Consider the following 13,940-nt stretch of genomic DNA (forward strand, 5'->3'; position numbering starts at 1 on the left):
GTCGAGCAGGGTGGAAAATCCTTCGGCAGCATCCGCCATTGGCAACCAGTTGTGGCGATGTAAAGCAGGGCATTCACCACCTCTCGCAAATCCGTGGTCCGCGGGCGGCCCAAGCGGCGCGGCATTGGCAGGAAAGGCTGAACCAGACCCCATTCCCGATCCGTCATATCGCTTGCGTAGCGTGCCGTTCGCCGGGCATATTGCCGGCGGGTGATTTTGGTCCAGGCCATCGTGTTCTCCATCGAATCTCGCAAATCCGAAGGAATCATAACCTGCTGAAATCACCCACCTCTTTTTGAGGCAGCCTCTGAGAGATCGCCGATGCAGCCGTGAATGAACTGCGCGTGTCTGAGCAGGCGTCGTTGCATTGAGGTCTCACCATATTGCGAAAATTCGGCAGACCGGCCAATTCGTCTTCTTTGATAACGATGTTCGATTAATGTCGCTCGGGAGACGTGACGGCCAGTGCATCATTCGGTACGGTGTCCGGCATCTTGATCGTCAGGCACAGGTTTATGGAGATCCATGCCATGCAAAGTTACTCGCTAGTTGAAGATGAAGATCATACCTACGCCGTCGTCGACGCTCGTTCCTTCGAAACAGTTGTGCGATCCGGTATCATACTTGAGCATCTGTCTCCGCAAGTAGCTGAAGGAATCATCCCGGTGCTTGAGGCGCTGGATCGCCACAGGGAAATGCCCAAGTGATCCACAGGGCAGGGCCGATCGGGCTTTGTTTTCCACCGCAATTGGCGAGACAATGGCGAGTCGTGGATATCCATCGCCAGATCTCGGTATATTCGAGGCCCATGGTGTTTGTCCTAGGGATGAGCACGGACAAGCATTATAGCAGGGCCGGCCAAGAGCGTCAGACCAATCAAGAGCGAAACAACGAACTTCAATATCTTGATACGCCGTGTTCTGGCGCCGTTCCAATCATATGCCACGTAGAACCTCGCGCGCGAAACAAAAAGGTCTGGGCTACAGATAATGGTTGCAAGCGGGACCGGCCAAGAGAAATCGACTTGGCCTTTCGTTGTAAGGCCAAGCGAAAAGACAAGGCAACGCCCGAATTTAAAGGCCGGAAAACAACCGAGCCAGCTTCAGGCTTGCCGTAATCCCCATTCCCTTTCGAATTCGTCCGTAAAATCGTTCGGCGGCTCCTTCATCGTTCGGGCGGGGGACTTTGGATCAGCGCTGATAGTCACTGGCGAGAGCTCTTTTGCCGACCTTTTGCCGTCTTCAATCTCAAGAGTATAGGAAATGGGTACGCCTGGAGTCAGATGAGGCAGCTTCGCCTTTATAGCTTCACTGAGATGCACGAAAATATCCGGGCCACCATCGTCAGTTTTATAAAGCCGTACTTCTTGTTCGCGTCAAACCATTTGACTTTCCTTGCCATAACCTTCCCCATGTTGGCTTTATTGGTTGGAGTGCGAGCGCTATCGCAGCTAACCTCTTGAAGCAATTCTTCGGGCATCGAGGTTGCTCGCGGCGTTCAGGCGATACTGTATGTCTTTTCCCGCCTTGAAAAAGGGAACCCACTTCTCCTCGACGAATATCGATGTGTTCGTCTTTGGGTTTCTGCCTGATTTCGACAAGCGATGGCGGACACTGAACGCGCCGAACCCTCTTAGCTCAACCCTGTCGCCACGCATCAGCGCTTCAGCCATTTCCTCGAGGATCGCATCAACGATCCTTTCCGCATCCTTCAAATGCAGAAAGGGTCTGCGATGAGCGACAATTTCGATAAGTTCGGATTTGATCATGTTCCAATCTCATGTACGGAAAACTTGACGTTCGTTAAAACAGGCAACCTAGCCGGTACCGGGCGGAACTGCGAAGCGGCACGGCACTTTGTCGAAAGTCCCTCTTGCGTGAGAATTTTGCAAGAGACGAAGCACCGTCATGGGCAGATATGCTTACTTGCTGCGAGCCTTGCAGGCGGATTTTCCCTACTGTGGCTATCGAGCGAGTGTGGGCAGACATCAGCCTGCACGTAGGCCCAGCCGTCCTCGCCAGAGCTTCCAGATGACCCACGATATGCACGCAGTCAGAAATGATGTGAACATATTAGCCTGACTGTCGTGACGAGTGCGCGGCGGAAGAAGCGCCATCGGTCATCGCGCTGAACATGTGGGCTGCGAGTGCCGTTGTACTGGAGTTTATCGCCCGTGCTTTTCCATTCCGTCATGATGGGACGGCAGCCATAGCAAGGAGTGTTTTCATGCTCGTGCGGCGAGGACCGCTTCGCAGAGGAGAGTTTTGAAAAATGGCGCGCCGGCTGTTGGCGTGATTTGTCGCGCTACGCCAAGGACAGGAGTGAAACTGCCCGCGAAGACCCTCAAAACGCCTTCCACCATCCATTGCTTAGATCATTGCGATCCAACCAATCAATTTTACCGATCTTTCGGAGATGCTTATTAGAGGTCGAAACTGAAAATCAAGGCGCCGAATTGCCGGAGCATGAGAGTAAATATGAAGATAAATCGGATAGTTGGGATCGATGTGGCTCGTTCATGTGCGATTTTCCTGGCTATGGGAAGTCACGTCTTGGCGGTGTCCAAATTGGCAGACGTTTTTAAGGGAGCCTATGTTGATGGTCTTAAATTAATGATGGCGCTTGCAACGCCAACGTTCATTGTTCTTTTCGGAACGATGCTTGAAGTCGTATACAGACCACGATTTGATACCGACAAGCGCAGTATATCGATCGCTCGTCTGTGGTCGCGGGCCATTCAATGCTGGCTGTTATACAGTCTTTCCGTCGTCGTTCTTTTTTTCGCGAAGTCGGAATACTCGTTCTTCTTTTCCCTATCGACGATCTTCATGCTGGGGGTGACCCCATTCACTGACATTCTGAAGTTTTACGCAATCGCACTGACTGTGGCTCCCGCCCTTTTATGGACGCGCAATCGCCTGGGCCTAGTTCCGCTTCTGATCCTGGCCGTCGCCATTCACATTCTTCATCCGGTCTTGCGCGGGCTGCCAAGCCCCGTAGTATTTGGCTTGCCAACGGAAGTGGACCGTCTCGCGATGTTCCTGTTCGGAATAGGGGGAGCCAAGCTCGGTGGCCCCTCCGTCCTGCATGGCATGACGCTTGTCATATCCGGAATGGCCCTCGGGAAAATTCTGATGGGCTCGGCTTCGGGTGTGGCCGCAGGGATGACTCGGCGCGCTTGGCTTGTGCTCCTTGGCACCGGACTGTCGCTCATCGCGGGCGCGTGGATACTCGATAGCGAAACGAAGAGAGGCCTTGGGAACATGGCCATGCGACTGGACAGCCATCCGCTTTACTTCGCCGCCGGCATTCTCGGTGCTTTTGCCGTTACGGCCGCCGCTGTCCTGCTTACCCTGCGCCAGTCGATTGCGCCGACCGCGCTGTGGAGATCGCTAACGTTCTTCGGTCGCACGAGCCTCTTCACCTTCGCCTTTGGCAACATGCTGCTCTATTGCGTGCCATTTGAACCAACCACCATAACCCAGTCGGCTCTGCTCACAGTGCTCCTGATGGCGGCGATTACGTTGCTGAGCTTCTGTTTCGACAGAGCATCGCAGCAGGACGGCCGGATGGCGAAGACCGTTTCCGGCGTCCAAACCTCCATCCACCGACTGGCGACGATGTTGTCAGACCAAGGATTGCGTTTGATTGCCAGATGAGGAGCGGAGATGATCAGGGTCGCCGGAACCTACGATGATTCCGTTAAGGAGGCTGCAGGGGTCGCCGAGGCCAATGAGTGGATTATCGTCTCCGACACGTCGTGGCGATGCCCGAATGCTACGAGCCGTCGCTGTCGCCTGGCGGATACTGGCGCGTGTTGCCGACGCATTCATGACGGTGGATGAGGACGACGCTGTCGCGACAATGAAGCGTCTGGCCAATCCAATTGTCGGAGACCCCGCGGTAGTGCGGGCGAAGGCGGCGGCGTGGGCCTTGCGGGGCTCATCAGCGCTCTGCGGATCCGGAAGCCAAGAAAGCTTCGCCTCGATCAGGATCGCCCCGGCGCCCAAGAGACCGGCGCCCTTTGCAGCCCAATCCCGCGACGAGCCGGCGCCCTAGCGTTCTCCTGCAACGATCACCGTATCCAGTCCGCCTTTTGATATCGTTGGCCTACCTCCCATAACGGGCCTACCTCGCCTTAAGCGCTATGGATCGTGTGGCGCGCGGATCGGCCGTCGATGAGGAGGTTGGCCGCCATTCCGTTGTGGGAAAGTCCTTTGACCATCGCTTTCCAGCTTCCGCGTCGGGTGGCATAGACGTTCAGGGTCGTCTGCAGGATTGCCCTCGACGATCAAATGCCTGCCCGCTTCGCTGCCGGCGGATATCTGGCCTGCCGGCGATATGTGGTCGGTTGTCATATCATCGCCGAGGACAAGCAGTGGATGGGCGACGAAGTTGCCGAGACGGTCTGATCGCCGAGGCTGTCGATCATGGCGAGCGAAACTGGCGAATTGCTTCTTGGTTTGTCGTCACTGATACGCGTCTTGCTCGCGCCATGAGCGGCCCGCTTGCTCAAAGGTCAAATAGCTTCGTCCGAGGAAGAGACATGCGCGAAATAGCCTGAAATGGCTATTTGAGGTCAATCAATTTTTCATTAGAAGCTGACAGGGGGCCAGTTGTTTGCCGTCACTCCAAGCGCGCGACAAAACAGTGAATTTGGTGGAGCAAGTTGACCGAAATTCTGACGCTTAAGCTCGAGGCGACGTCGCTCACAACCAGTGAGGTCTCCGAATGGCTTAACGGTGAAAAGCATGACAATTTCTATCGGCCTCTCAGTAGCGATAGCCGCGGTCTTTTCTCATTCGGTGTCCATGGCGCCGGCGAGATGGTGGGCTGGACGGGATCGACTTCAACGGACCGCGCCTTTTCCGTCACGATCGAGAATGATGGCTTCATGTTCTTTGTCGAGCATGGAACCTGCTATGACCTGGCAACAGGCGGCATAAGTCATGCTATCACGCCCTGCACGGGACTGCTGACGACGGCCGACCGCTATTCCGCGGTGAACATTCACGCAGGCTCTGTTGCGGAGGGATTCTGCATCCCAAGGAGCGCAGTAAACGCCGCTCTGATCAGCACCTTCGAACGCCTGCCACCTGTCGATTTCGAATTCGCTCCCCTGCAGGACCTGACAGCGGGACCGACGCCACCTCTTTTAAAACTCATGCGTTTCTTCCGAGATGAGATCTGCGCCGATCAAAACCTAGAGGTTTCTCCCCTTGCCCTGACGAGCTTCCAAGAGATGTTCTGTCTGCTGATGGTGCAGAATCTGCCTCACACGTTTTCGCAGACGAAATCGCCGGTGCAGACCATTGCGCCTCGCCAGCTTCGAAGAGCGCTGGAGTTTGCCAGAGCACATATCGCAATGCCTATCACGATTGCGGACATGGCAGCGGCAGCGGGCGTCAGCGTGCGGGCACTTCAGATCAATTTTCGACGTTTTTTGAACGTCACTCCAATGGCTTATCTGAGGCAGCTCCGCCTTGATGGCGCACGTCGCGATCTTTTAACTGCCACGCCATCTGCGACGGTCAGTGAAATCGCGCGTCGCTGGGGGTTTATACAGATGGGCCGCTTCTCTCAGGAGTATCGTGCGGCTTTCGGCGTCCTGCCGAAATACGATCTAGGGCGCAGCTATGATAAGAATCGGACTACGGCGTTATAAAGCGCATGTTGACACCCGTTCCATGTCGACGCGTGTTCGCGGATTGATAATGGACAGATCGAGGGCGATGGATCTGCCAGCTAGAGAAACTGAGCTCTCTGGGCAATTGCACCTGCTATTTCGCTCGGGCTGAATTCCCACGCAGGTACCCTTCGTTCCAAGAGCGCTTTCCGACCCCCCATGGTCGGGGCGAACATACATAACGCGATCACTGTCAAGCCGAGAGCGCCATCGTCGCTCGTCGATGGCCGAGAGCTTGTCATTGCTTAGGAAAGTTGTGAGCCAGATGTAACGGGTAGCATAGTTGCCCGGCGCCATCGCATCGGGCCGAACCCGTTATTCACCTGGCGCACATCACCAGATCTAGAAACAAAATTTCTCACAAATGTCATTGCCTGGAAACATTCAGACGTCCCCGGCCGCCGGCAATAATCTAGGATATCGAGGCTCTTTCAGAGCGGCAGCTCTCAGATCGCTTTAGTCAATTCTGACATATAAGAGATTCGTTACGGAGCCTGATTGCCGATGTATCAACCTGAATGTTATCGTCAATAACGCTCTGATCCCGGAATTCTCCAATATGTCGGACAGCACGTTGCCTGTGATGGCAAGGGCATATTCGATGTTGGTCAAGGCGCAGGAACGGGATTCTCTGATGGCCTTATACGGCTATGCCCGTCGGACTGAAGCCAAGCTTCATGTAGCCTCTATTGATTGCCAGCTTCACTACGATATGTCCGATCCGTTCAATGAAACATATATGCGTTCGATTTTCGACCTTGGCACGCGGGAAATGTTGTCAGACGCGTTATGGAAAGACGAGCCCCTGTTTACGGTCGCCGCGTCTCCATACGGCGGTCAACTGCTGGCAGTAATCCTCCCATCCATCCGAGAGCCAGGCTACTATTCCCCCGGAGGTAATGCGGTACTCCCCAAAGCCTCGAGCGCTCTATTCGCTTGGCGCAGGCCGCTCGGCAATGTCGAAGACTGCGGCGTTGTCCTGGATTTCCCTTAGACCCTTGTAGGAGGCGTGACGAAGGCTGCCGTCATGTGTCCAGCCGCGGAACTCGATTTCGGCAATAATTGTCGGCTGAGCAAAGACGAGATTCTTGCCCTTCAGCGGCACGACCGGCCTGGCTGTCTTCAGCTTATCGAGGGTCTTGCGCAGGTATTCGGCATCTTTCGTGTTGAAGCCGGTTCCGACCGAGCCGACATAGGCCCAATCATAACCTTTCCGCGCGGCGAGCAGCAGGCTACCGATGCCGCCGCGTGCCGAGGACGACTGTTCATAGCCGACGACCATGAAGCTCTCGCTTTGGATGCACTTGATCTTCTGCCAATCGCCGGTGCGCCCGGAGCGATATGGCCGGTCGCGGTGCTTGGCGATAATGCCCTCAAGCCCTGCCCGGCATGCGTGCTCCAGCAGGACCTCGCCGTCCAAGGCCATCTCCTGCGACAGGCGAACGGCGCCGTCGCTCGTCGGTGAAATGAGATCCTCCAGCAGATGCCGCCGCACCGAAAGCTCGGTGCCAGTCAAGTCGTGGCCGTCAAGATAGAGAAGGTCGAACGCATATAGGATCGCTTCGTCTGACGCCTTTTTGCCGCCGCGGCCACCAAGCGAGCGCTGCAATGCCCCGAAGTCGGAGCGGCCTTGATTGTCAAGCACGACGGCTTCGCCGTCGAGAATGGCGCTGTTGACCCCGAGTGCACGCGCCGCATCGACAATTGCCGGAAAGCGGTGCGTCCAGTCGTGGCCTCCGCGAGTGATGACCTTCACATCCTTCCGATGGATGTGGAGCGCCAGACGGTAGCCGTCCCATTTCACCTCGAACAGCCAGTCGGCTCCCTTCGGTGGTGTCGGCTTCAAAAGCGCCAGGCACGGCTCGATGCGCTCGGGCATCGGATCGAAGGGCAGGCTTGGCTGGGCGGGATCGCGCTTTCGCACCTGGCGTGACTGAAGGGTCGAGCCGGATTCGTCGAGCAGCGGCATCGAGGCTTTGCGTCTTGTCGTCATCTCGTCGATTGCTTCCCTGAACCCCGTTCGTTCTCGATGGACTTGCGCAACGCATCCATGATGTTGATGACATTGCCCGTCAAAGCTTCAGCCTTCTTCTTCGGCATGGCTTTGGACGGTTTCTTCAATTGCTTCTTCTTTGTGTTGATAATGTCAAGCAGCGTCTCCTGCATCGGATCGGCGACCATCTTCGGGCTCCAGCGCTGAGTCTGTTTCTTGATGAGCTGTTGCACGAGCGGCATCAGTTCCGCTTCTGGCTCTTCATCATCGATTGCGGCAAAATAGTTTTCCCCATCCCGCACCTCATCACCATAGCGCAGCGTCCAGAGCACGATACCCTTGCCGCATGGCTCGGGCATGACGGCGCGTTCCCGCCGCGAAGGCACCAGCCTCGATATGCCGACCATGTTCTCTGCGCCCATGGGGTCTGGCAAGACTTTGAACGCTGCCGGTCCAGGGGAGGGTGAATGTGCGACCGTTGGCCCTTTGCGGATATACTTGAATGACGACCAGCGGCAGCAATTGTCGGAGCCGAAATCGGCCCCAACATGATGGGAAACGGGAGCGTTGATCCCCTATTGTGTACATTTTTCGGCGCGACACTTGTTCTATAAAGGGACGACAAAAGCGTTTCGACGCGAGTCGGTATCGTCTTGTCAGACCGTTGGTCAGTTTGAAGGTCGACGTGTTCCAGCCAACCGCGCAATGGCGATCCGTTCGCGGCGCAGCGGACGGACAGAATCGCTCCCAAAGCTGGGCGCAATCGGGTGACGTGCTTTGCGGCAGAACTCGCCAAACTCGTGAATTTCGCATCAAGAATATGTAATCGCATCACAAATTTGAAAGTCGAGACGTCTGGTTGCCCCTATCATGCCCTTTTGCGACCTTAAGGGAGCCGGCATGAGTGATATCACAGACTTCGAATCTAGTTTCACGCGGCAAAGGCCGTCGCCATCGGATGCGAGGATCCATCCCGTCGATCGCCACGTCGGACAACAGATCCGCATTCTCCGAATTCAAGCCAATTTATCGCAGAACGAGTTGGGCAAGGGCGTCGGCGTCAGCTTTCAACAGATGCAAAAATACGAAAGCGGCAAAAACCGCGTCAGTGCTTCGATGCTCTATGAAATAGGAAGTTGCCTGCATGTGCCAGTGGCGCGGTTTTTCGAAGGCCTGCCGGAGCCGGGCAGCGGAGTTCCCCACCAAGAAGCCGCGGAGATTGACGAACGTATCGCATACCTGTCGACGGCTGACGGTCGCCGACTGATTGAAGGCATTTTGCGTCTGTCGCCCCGAATCAGGAACCGGGTTCTTTCGATTGTCGGTATTCTCGCCGAGGAACAGGAACAGGCCGGCGAGCAGACGGCCGAAGCGTGACAATGTGAGCAAAGATAGATTTTCTCTGTATAGCTCTTTTGCCCGCCGCTGCCGCATCTCTCTACCCGCGGCAGGACACCCCGGCTTAGTATTCCTCGGCCAGCATGATCGCGAGGACACGGACGATTTGCATCGCGTCGGTCGGATCTTCGGAGCCATGCATCATATCGCTGACGTAGTAGTTGATTTTCCAGAACACCTCGTGTCCATCAGCCAGCATCGCCCCCAAAATCGTACTTGTCATGGGGATCGTTGTCGGGCGTGAAGCTGTTAAAGTCCTGCACGGCGTCGGCAATGCGGGACCGGGTGGGATCGGGAAGCCTGCGGATACCTTGCGTTACGAGCACCTTGCCGGTAGCCAGCTCGAGCGGAGAAGGTCGTTCCGGCTCTGGATTCGTGGCGTGCGGTTGATCGTCATAGCTTTTGCTTTCGTTGGTTGATTGCGCCGATGGTACATTCCGCACGAATGCGAATGGAGAGGCCTGTCCTGCCCAACACGGATCGGAGCGGGCCCGGCATGGATGGCAACACGAGGTTTGCTTAGGAAGGCCGCCACTCATGGCAGCCGGTCAACCCGAAAGCCTATGCCGAAGCTCCTCCCAGATCGCTATAAGCCCATCCTTGTTTGCCATTGACCGACGGCAGCGCGCGCATGTCGCCGCTTGCCGCGCGTTTAGGCCTGCGCACACTGGCATTCCCCCGCAGCGTCATTGCGGTAGCGGCTGGTGGAGGTCTGATAGTACTGGGCGCGGAGGGCCGCCATTGCCTCGATTAGCGGTCCCCACGGCGCCGGAAAGCATTCTTCCGCCATCACCCGGTGCAGCATGCGCGTATGGCCGGCCAACTCGTCGTTGAGGAACTCTACCACAGGCATAGCCGGGTAGCGCTGCGACAGCAGGATCGCCGCGTTGTCGGCCTCGCCGCCCGACCTGTCCTTCTCGCGTCCATGCAGATCGTTCTGCAGGCGCCCTATCGCGGAAATGAGCCGTAGGACCTGGCGGAACGCCGGACGCGCGCGCAACGTCGCCATGTCCAGCCCCCAGAGCAATGACATGCAACAGAACACGTTCGCGTAGGCGATCGAATCGACGCCGTTGTGCAGGTATTCGGTGTAGGACCAGCGTTCCGCCCCTTGCGCCTGCGCGCGTCCGGCGCGCAGAGCCGCGCAGTAGTACCGGGTATCGTCGAGAAGCTGAGCATAGTCACGACAATCGTAGGCGAGCGCGGCCAGCGAACCCCGCAGCGTAGCGCAGCCCTCGAATCCAGGGAGCGCGCACGGCACATCCTGTCCCAGCGCCCGCTCCACCGCGGCGAGCTGCTCTGGCGTGATCAGGCCAAGGTCGTTACAATCGTCGAGCCAGAACAGCAGCGCCAGTTCGCGATAGAACGCCACAATCAGGGTTTCGTCCTGCGGATCGCGGCCCGTGCGAACGCTAATGTCTCGCAGGCTCGGGTCGATGCACTGCAGGATGTACTTGCCGCCCCTGACCGCTTCGACGGCATGCTCGTCGGCGAACCCGGTCAGGGAACGACCCCACTCCAGCACCTGCTGCAGCGCGCCTTCGGTCTGGATCATGGCGCTGCTCCTGCTTCCTCGGCAGCGCGCCGCCCCCAACTGAGCGCCAACCATAATCCGGCGAGTTCGGCCACGCGCACGACCCGGGTCGGGCAATACAGTTCCTTGCCGATCCACAGCGGCGTCTGCGGCAATCTATGCGCCGCATGGCGGGCGAGCATCCATTCCAGCGCACGCGCCACCACCTGAGCGATGCGCGCGCGCCCTATGGGTTCTTCCCTCCCATCCATCACATGTAACGCAAACAGCGCATAGGCGGTTTCCTCGAATGTGGACGCACGACCGGCGCCCCAGCCGCCGTCGTCGCGCTGCGCCTGCAGCAGCGCCGCCAGCGCGCGCTCGTCGCGCCACTGTTGCTTGCCTTGCGCCAGCGCAGCGAGCGCATGTGCGGTGGGATACAGCCATGAAACGTGCCATTTTTCGTTGTCCCACAGTCCGTGCGGGTTGCGAGTGGCCTCGACGTAGGCGCTGGTGCCGGCGGCGCGCTTTCCCAACAGTCGCAACGCATGCAGGGCATGGATGTTGGTCGACACCGAGGCATTGCGCTCGCCGGGGAAGGTGACGAACAGCCCCCCAGTTTCGAACTGGCGCAACGCGTCGACTGCCGGGTCGCGGCCCGCAAGGCGCAGGACGCACAACACAACGGCGGTGTCGTCCGCGTCGGCGGCGAAGTGCAAGGCCGGCCCAAGACCGCGTACGCCCAGGTGGGCTTCAAGCTGCGCAACGATTTCGCGCACCGCGTCTGCGAGCGCGGGATGCGCGAACAGCCCCGCCAGATGCAGGGTGTACAACGACCAGCATGGCTCAAACACATTGATCGGCCAGACATTGGGAACGACACCTTCGATGCCGCTGCGCGTCGCCCGCGATGCCGCTTGCAGATACGCGTCCGCGCGCCCGACCTGCGGCGTACTCCCCTGTACTACGGCGTGCGCACGCCACGCGGCGGTGGCCGCCGGGCTGATGCCGATGCTGCCGTACTCATCCGGGCATGCGGTGGTTGGCGACGTCCCCCAGGCTTCCCAGGTGTGCAGCAACGGATGGCCGCTCGGCAACATTGCCATCGCCCCCAGCTTGACCAGGCACTCTTGCCGCAACGGCAACAGCGCCGAGTAGCGCGGAAACGCCACGCCGCCCGGCAAGGATGGGGCCTCGCCGCAAAGCTGCGGCAGGATCAGCTCCGCACCGATCGGCGCATCTTCCGGCACCGCATGCGCATAGGGATCGGGCTGGCGCCGGAGGAACCGGGTTGCAGCCTGGACTGCGTCGGCAGCACCGGGAAGAAGATTGGCACGCTGCAATGCCAGCAAAGCCGCCCACGTGGGCGCATGGCGGAACAGCGGGAAGTCCGCGCTTCCCCATCCGCCATCAGGCTGTTGCTGCGCGATGAGCCACGCATATGCGTCCTGCCAACCGGCGACGTTGCCGCGGAACTGCAGAGCTCGCGCCGTGTCGTAGACGGACGGACCGACGCCGCCGCCATCGCTCATCTCGCTCAGCAGGTGGCGCAATTCGGAAAGGATCTGTTCGGACAGCGCGTTCACGCGGGATGTTCCTTCTGCAGACGGTTGACAAAAACCAGAATCGGGCAGTCGCCGCGTGCGCGCCGCGGCAGTGCTAGGCAACCGCTGCGATCGGCGACGCGGACTCGGAAACCGCACAGCATGCACCGCTGCTGCCACCGATCGCAGCGGCACAGGGGCGGTTCCACGCGGGCGGGCGCGCTCATGCGCATGGCGCGTGCGTGAACAGATATGCGTTGGCCCGCTGCAGGATCTGCGCCAACCGTTCCGCACGCGGCCCCAGCGGGGCGATGGCATCCTCCGCGTCGCGCAACAGATCCGCGACGAACTGGCGCGCTGCCTTTAGCCCCATGATCGACGCGCAGGTCGGCTTCTGCGCCGCCGCGTCCTTGCCGGGCGTCTTGCCAAGGGTCGCTTTATCCGCTGTCGCGTCGACAATGTCGTCGACCACCTGCAACGCCAGGCCGAAACAGGCGCTGTAGCGATCGAGCGCACAGTACAGCTCAGCGTTCGCGGCATCCTCCGCGATGGCGCATAGTGCGCCCATGCGAACGGACGCGCGCACTAGCGCTCCGGTCTTCATGCGGTGCATCGCCAAGATCCTGCCCAGCTCAACGTGCTTTCCAACCAGCGACAGATCTATGGCCTGCCCGCCTGCGGCACCCTCGGCGGACACTGCCTGCGCCAGTTCGCGCACGAGCGCGATACGGTTGTCGCCCGGGGCATCAAGGCTCGCCAGGGTCAGGAAGGCGTGCGCCTGCAGTGCATCCCCGACCAGGATCGCAGTTGCTTCGCCGAACTTGACGTGCACGGTCGGAAGGCCGCGGCGAAGCACGTCGTCGTCCATTGCGGGCAGGTCGTCGTGGACCAGGGTACAGGCGTGCATCATCTCGATGGCGGCGCCGACGACGTCGAGCATGTGCGCCGGGGTGTCGGCCAGTTCGCCGGCAGCCAGACAGAGCAAGGCGCGGGTGCGCTTCCCGCCATGCAAGGTAGCGTAGCGCATCGCCGCCATCAGCTCGGTCTCACCGTCGTCCTCGGGGCAGAGAAGACGCGTCAGCGCCTGTTCGACCCGCTTTGCGCCGTCCTGCATCCAGATCTCCGGCAGCAGCCTGCCGGATGCGCCGGGCGCCTGCGCGCCCAATCCGCCGAGCGCGGAAATGCCAGTTTGGTCATCGTGTAGCGTGGAACCGGTCTGCATGTTGTCAATGTCCTTGTTCCTGACAGGAGAGGGCCACGGCGAGCGGCGAACCGCCTTAGCGTTGCCGGCGTCGCTGCCACGCCACGCGGAGCTTGCGACGCCAGCTCATGAGAATCCGATGCGGATTTTCATGGAGGGCTGTGCTGTCGGGTAATAGCGCCGGCCTTTTTCAGCGTCGCTCAGCAACCGCGGCCGCACCCCGGCCTTGTGCATGGTCAGTGCCAAGGCGATGCCGAACTGCACCAGTTCCAGCCATACCAGGTGGTAGCCGATGCAGACGTGTGGGCCGCTGCCGAACTGCAGCATGTCCACCGGCCGGATCGGCCCCGTGCGTTGTAGCCACCGCGCCAGGCGGAACTGATCAGGCGCCTCGTGCAGCAGCGGTGAGGTCGAGAAATGCAGCAGCGGGATGCCCAGACTGGTGCCCGCAGGAATGCGCCGCTGGCCGAGTTGTAATTCCTGCGTCGCGCGACGCGGTAAGAGCGAGGACGCCGGATGCATGCGCAGCGTCTCGCGAAACAGCGCCTCGGCGACCGGGCACTGCGACAGGTCCGCGTGCCGGGTCGCCGAGGCGCTGTTTCGCG

The 13,940-nt window shown here is 59.3% G+C and carries 13 protein-coding genes and 1 pseudogene; 4 read left to right on the top strand and 10 right to left on the bottom strand.

Going from position 1 to position 13,940, the window contains the following annotated elements:
- The coding region (locus QD461_RS35650) for a transposase (RefSeq protein WP_141694143.1) at positions 1–230 on the bottom strand (230 nt) is incomplete at its 3' end.
- 225 nt (positions 231–455) lie between these two features.
- Here QD461_RS35650 and QD461_RS35655 point away from each other — a divergent pair.
- The gene (locus tag QD461_RS35655; protein ID WP_120764172.1) at positions 456–707 is read left to right on the top strand and encodes a hypothetical protein; all 252 of its coding nucleotides are present in this window, start codon (positions 456–458) and stop codon (positions 705–707) included.
- 743 nt (positions 708–1,450) lie between these two features.
- On the opposite strand, the gene QD461_RS35660 is transcribed toward QD461_RS35655, so the two are convergent.
- Positions 1,451–1,768, bottom strand: a complete 318-nt coding sequence (locus QD461_RS35660) for an integration host factor subunit beta (protein WP_004119995.1) — start codon at positions 1,766–1,768, stop codon at positions 1,451–1,453.
- A 790-nt stretch (positions 1,769–2,558) separates the two neighbouring features.
- On the opposite strand from QD461_RS35660, the gene QD461_RS35665 reads away from it, so the two are divergent.
- Both QD461_RS35665 and QD461_RS35670 read left to right on the top strand, forming a co-directional pair.
- Complete coding sequence (locus QD461_RS35665) at positions 2,559–3,659, top strand: hypothetical protein (protein ID WP_409527727.1); 1,101 nt, start codon at positions 2,559–2,561, stop codon at positions 3,657–3,659.
- Positions 3,660–4,669: 1,010 nt separating this feature from the next.
- Entirely contained in the window at positions 4,670–5,665 is a 996-nt protein-coding gene (locus QD461_RS35670) for a helix-turn-helix transcriptional regulator (protein ID WP_004120008.1), read from the top strand.
- Positions 5,666–6,614: 949 nt separating this feature from the next.
- On the opposite strand, the gene ligD is transcribed toward QD461_RS35670, so the two are convergent.
- Together ligD and QD461_RS35680 are read right to left on the bottom strand one after the other, a co-directional pair.
- The gene (ligD, locus tag QD461_RS35675; RefSeq protein ID WP_004120011.1) at positions 6,615–7,679 is read right to left on the bottom strand and encodes a non-homologous end-joining DNA ligase; all 1,065 of its coding nucleotides are present in this window, start codon (positions 7,677–7,679) and stop codon (positions 6,615–6,617) included.
- Positions 7,676–8,134, bottom strand: a pseudogene (locus tag QD461_RS35680) (Ku protein); the annotation flags it as partial. The pseudogene QD461_RS35680 and the gene ligD, both read right to left, overlap by 4 nt.
- A gap of 415 nt (positions 8,135–8,549) precedes the next feature.
- Between QD461_RS35680 and QD461_RS35685 the strand changes: the two are divergent.
- Entirely contained in the window at positions 8,550–9,056 is a 507-nt protein-coding gene (locus QD461_RS35685) for a helix-turn-helix domain-containing protein (protein ID WP_004120015.1), read from the top strand.
- An 85-nt stretch (positions 9,057–9,141) separates the two neighbouring features.
- Here the strand turns inward: QD461_RS35685 and QD461_RS35690 are convergent, their stop codons facing one another.
- The 6 genes from QD461_RS35690 to QD461_RS35715 form a co-directional block, all read right to left on the bottom strand.
- Complete coding sequence (locus QD461_RS35690) at positions 9,142–9,300, bottom strand: DUF3768 domain-containing protein (RefSeq protein WP_015341978.1); 159 nt, start codon at positions 9,298–9,300, stop codon at positions 9,142–9,144.
- Entirely contained in the window at positions 9,266–9,616 is a 351-nt protein-coding gene (locus tag QD461_RS35695; RefSeq protein ID WP_120764175.1) for a DUF3768 domain-containing protein, read from the bottom strand. The genes QD461_RS35690 and QD461_RS35695 overlap by 35 nt, the downstream gene beginning before the upstream one ends.
- A gap of 113 nt (positions 9,617–9,729) precedes the next feature.
- Positions 9,730–10,632 carry a terpene synthase family protein gene (locus QD461_RS35700; protein WP_004120017.1) on the bottom strand — a complete coding sequence of 301 codons (903 nt, stop codon included), beginning with the start codon at positions 10,630–10,632 and terminating at the stop codon, positions 9,730–9,732.
- Entirely contained in the window at positions 10,629–12,176 is a 1,548-nt protein-coding gene (locus QD461_RS35705; protein ID WP_004120019.1) for a hypothetical protein, read from the bottom strand. Before QD461_RS35705 ends, QD461_RS35700 begins: the two co-directional genes overlap by 4 nt.
- A gap of 181 nt (positions 12,177–12,357) precedes the next feature.
- Positions 12,358–13,356: a polyprenyl synthetase family protein gene (locus QD461_RS35710; protein WP_004120020.1), complete on the bottom strand. Its 999-nt coding sequence runs from the start codon at positions 13,354–13,356 to the stop codon at positions 12,358–12,360.
- Between the two features lie 105 nt (positions 13,357–13,461).
- On the bottom strand, positions 13,462–13,940 hold a 479-nt coding region (locus tag QD461_RS35715), incomplete at its 5' end, for a cytochrome P450 (RefSeq protein ID WP_414091551.1).

This window comes from Rhizobium sp. BR 314, assembly GCF_047445805.1.
GTDB classification, from domain to species: Bacteria; Pseudomonadota; Alphaproteobacteria; order Rhizobiales; family Rhizobiaceae; genus Rhizobium; species Rhizobium lusitanum_B.

What these genes read in the sequence shown, in the direction of transcription:
- QD461_RS35660 (WP_004119995.1), bottom strand. Translation starts at nt 1,768, where the DNA reads ATGATCAAATCCGAACTTATCGAAATTGTCGCTCATCGCAGACCCTTT.
- ligD (WP_004120011.1), bottom strand. Translation starts at nt 7,679, where the DNA reads ATGACGACAAGACGCAAAGCCTCGATGCCGCTGCTCGACGAATCCGGC.
- QD461_RS35685 (WP_004120015.1), top strand. Translation starts at nt 8,550, where the DNA reads ATGCCCTTTTGCGACCTTAAGGGAGCCGGCATGAGTGATATCACAGAC.
- QD461_RS35690 (WP_015341978.1), bottom strand. Translation starts at nt 9,300, where the DNA reads ATGACAAGTACGATTTTGGGGGCGATGCTGGCTGATGGACACGAGGTG.
- QD461_RS35695 (WP_120764175.1), bottom strand. Translation starts at nt 9,616, where the DNA reads ATGAGTGGCGGCCTTCCTAAGCAAACCTCGTGTTGCCATCCATGCCGG.
- QD461_RS35700 (WP_004120017.1), bottom strand. Translation starts at nt 10,632, where the DNA reads ATGATCCAGACCGAAGGCGCGCTGCAGCAGGTGCTGGAGTGGGGTCGT.
- QD461_RS35710 (WP_004120020.1), bottom strand. Translation starts at nt 13,356, where the DNA reads ATGCAGACCGGTTCCACGCTACACGATGACCAAACTGGCATTTCCGCG.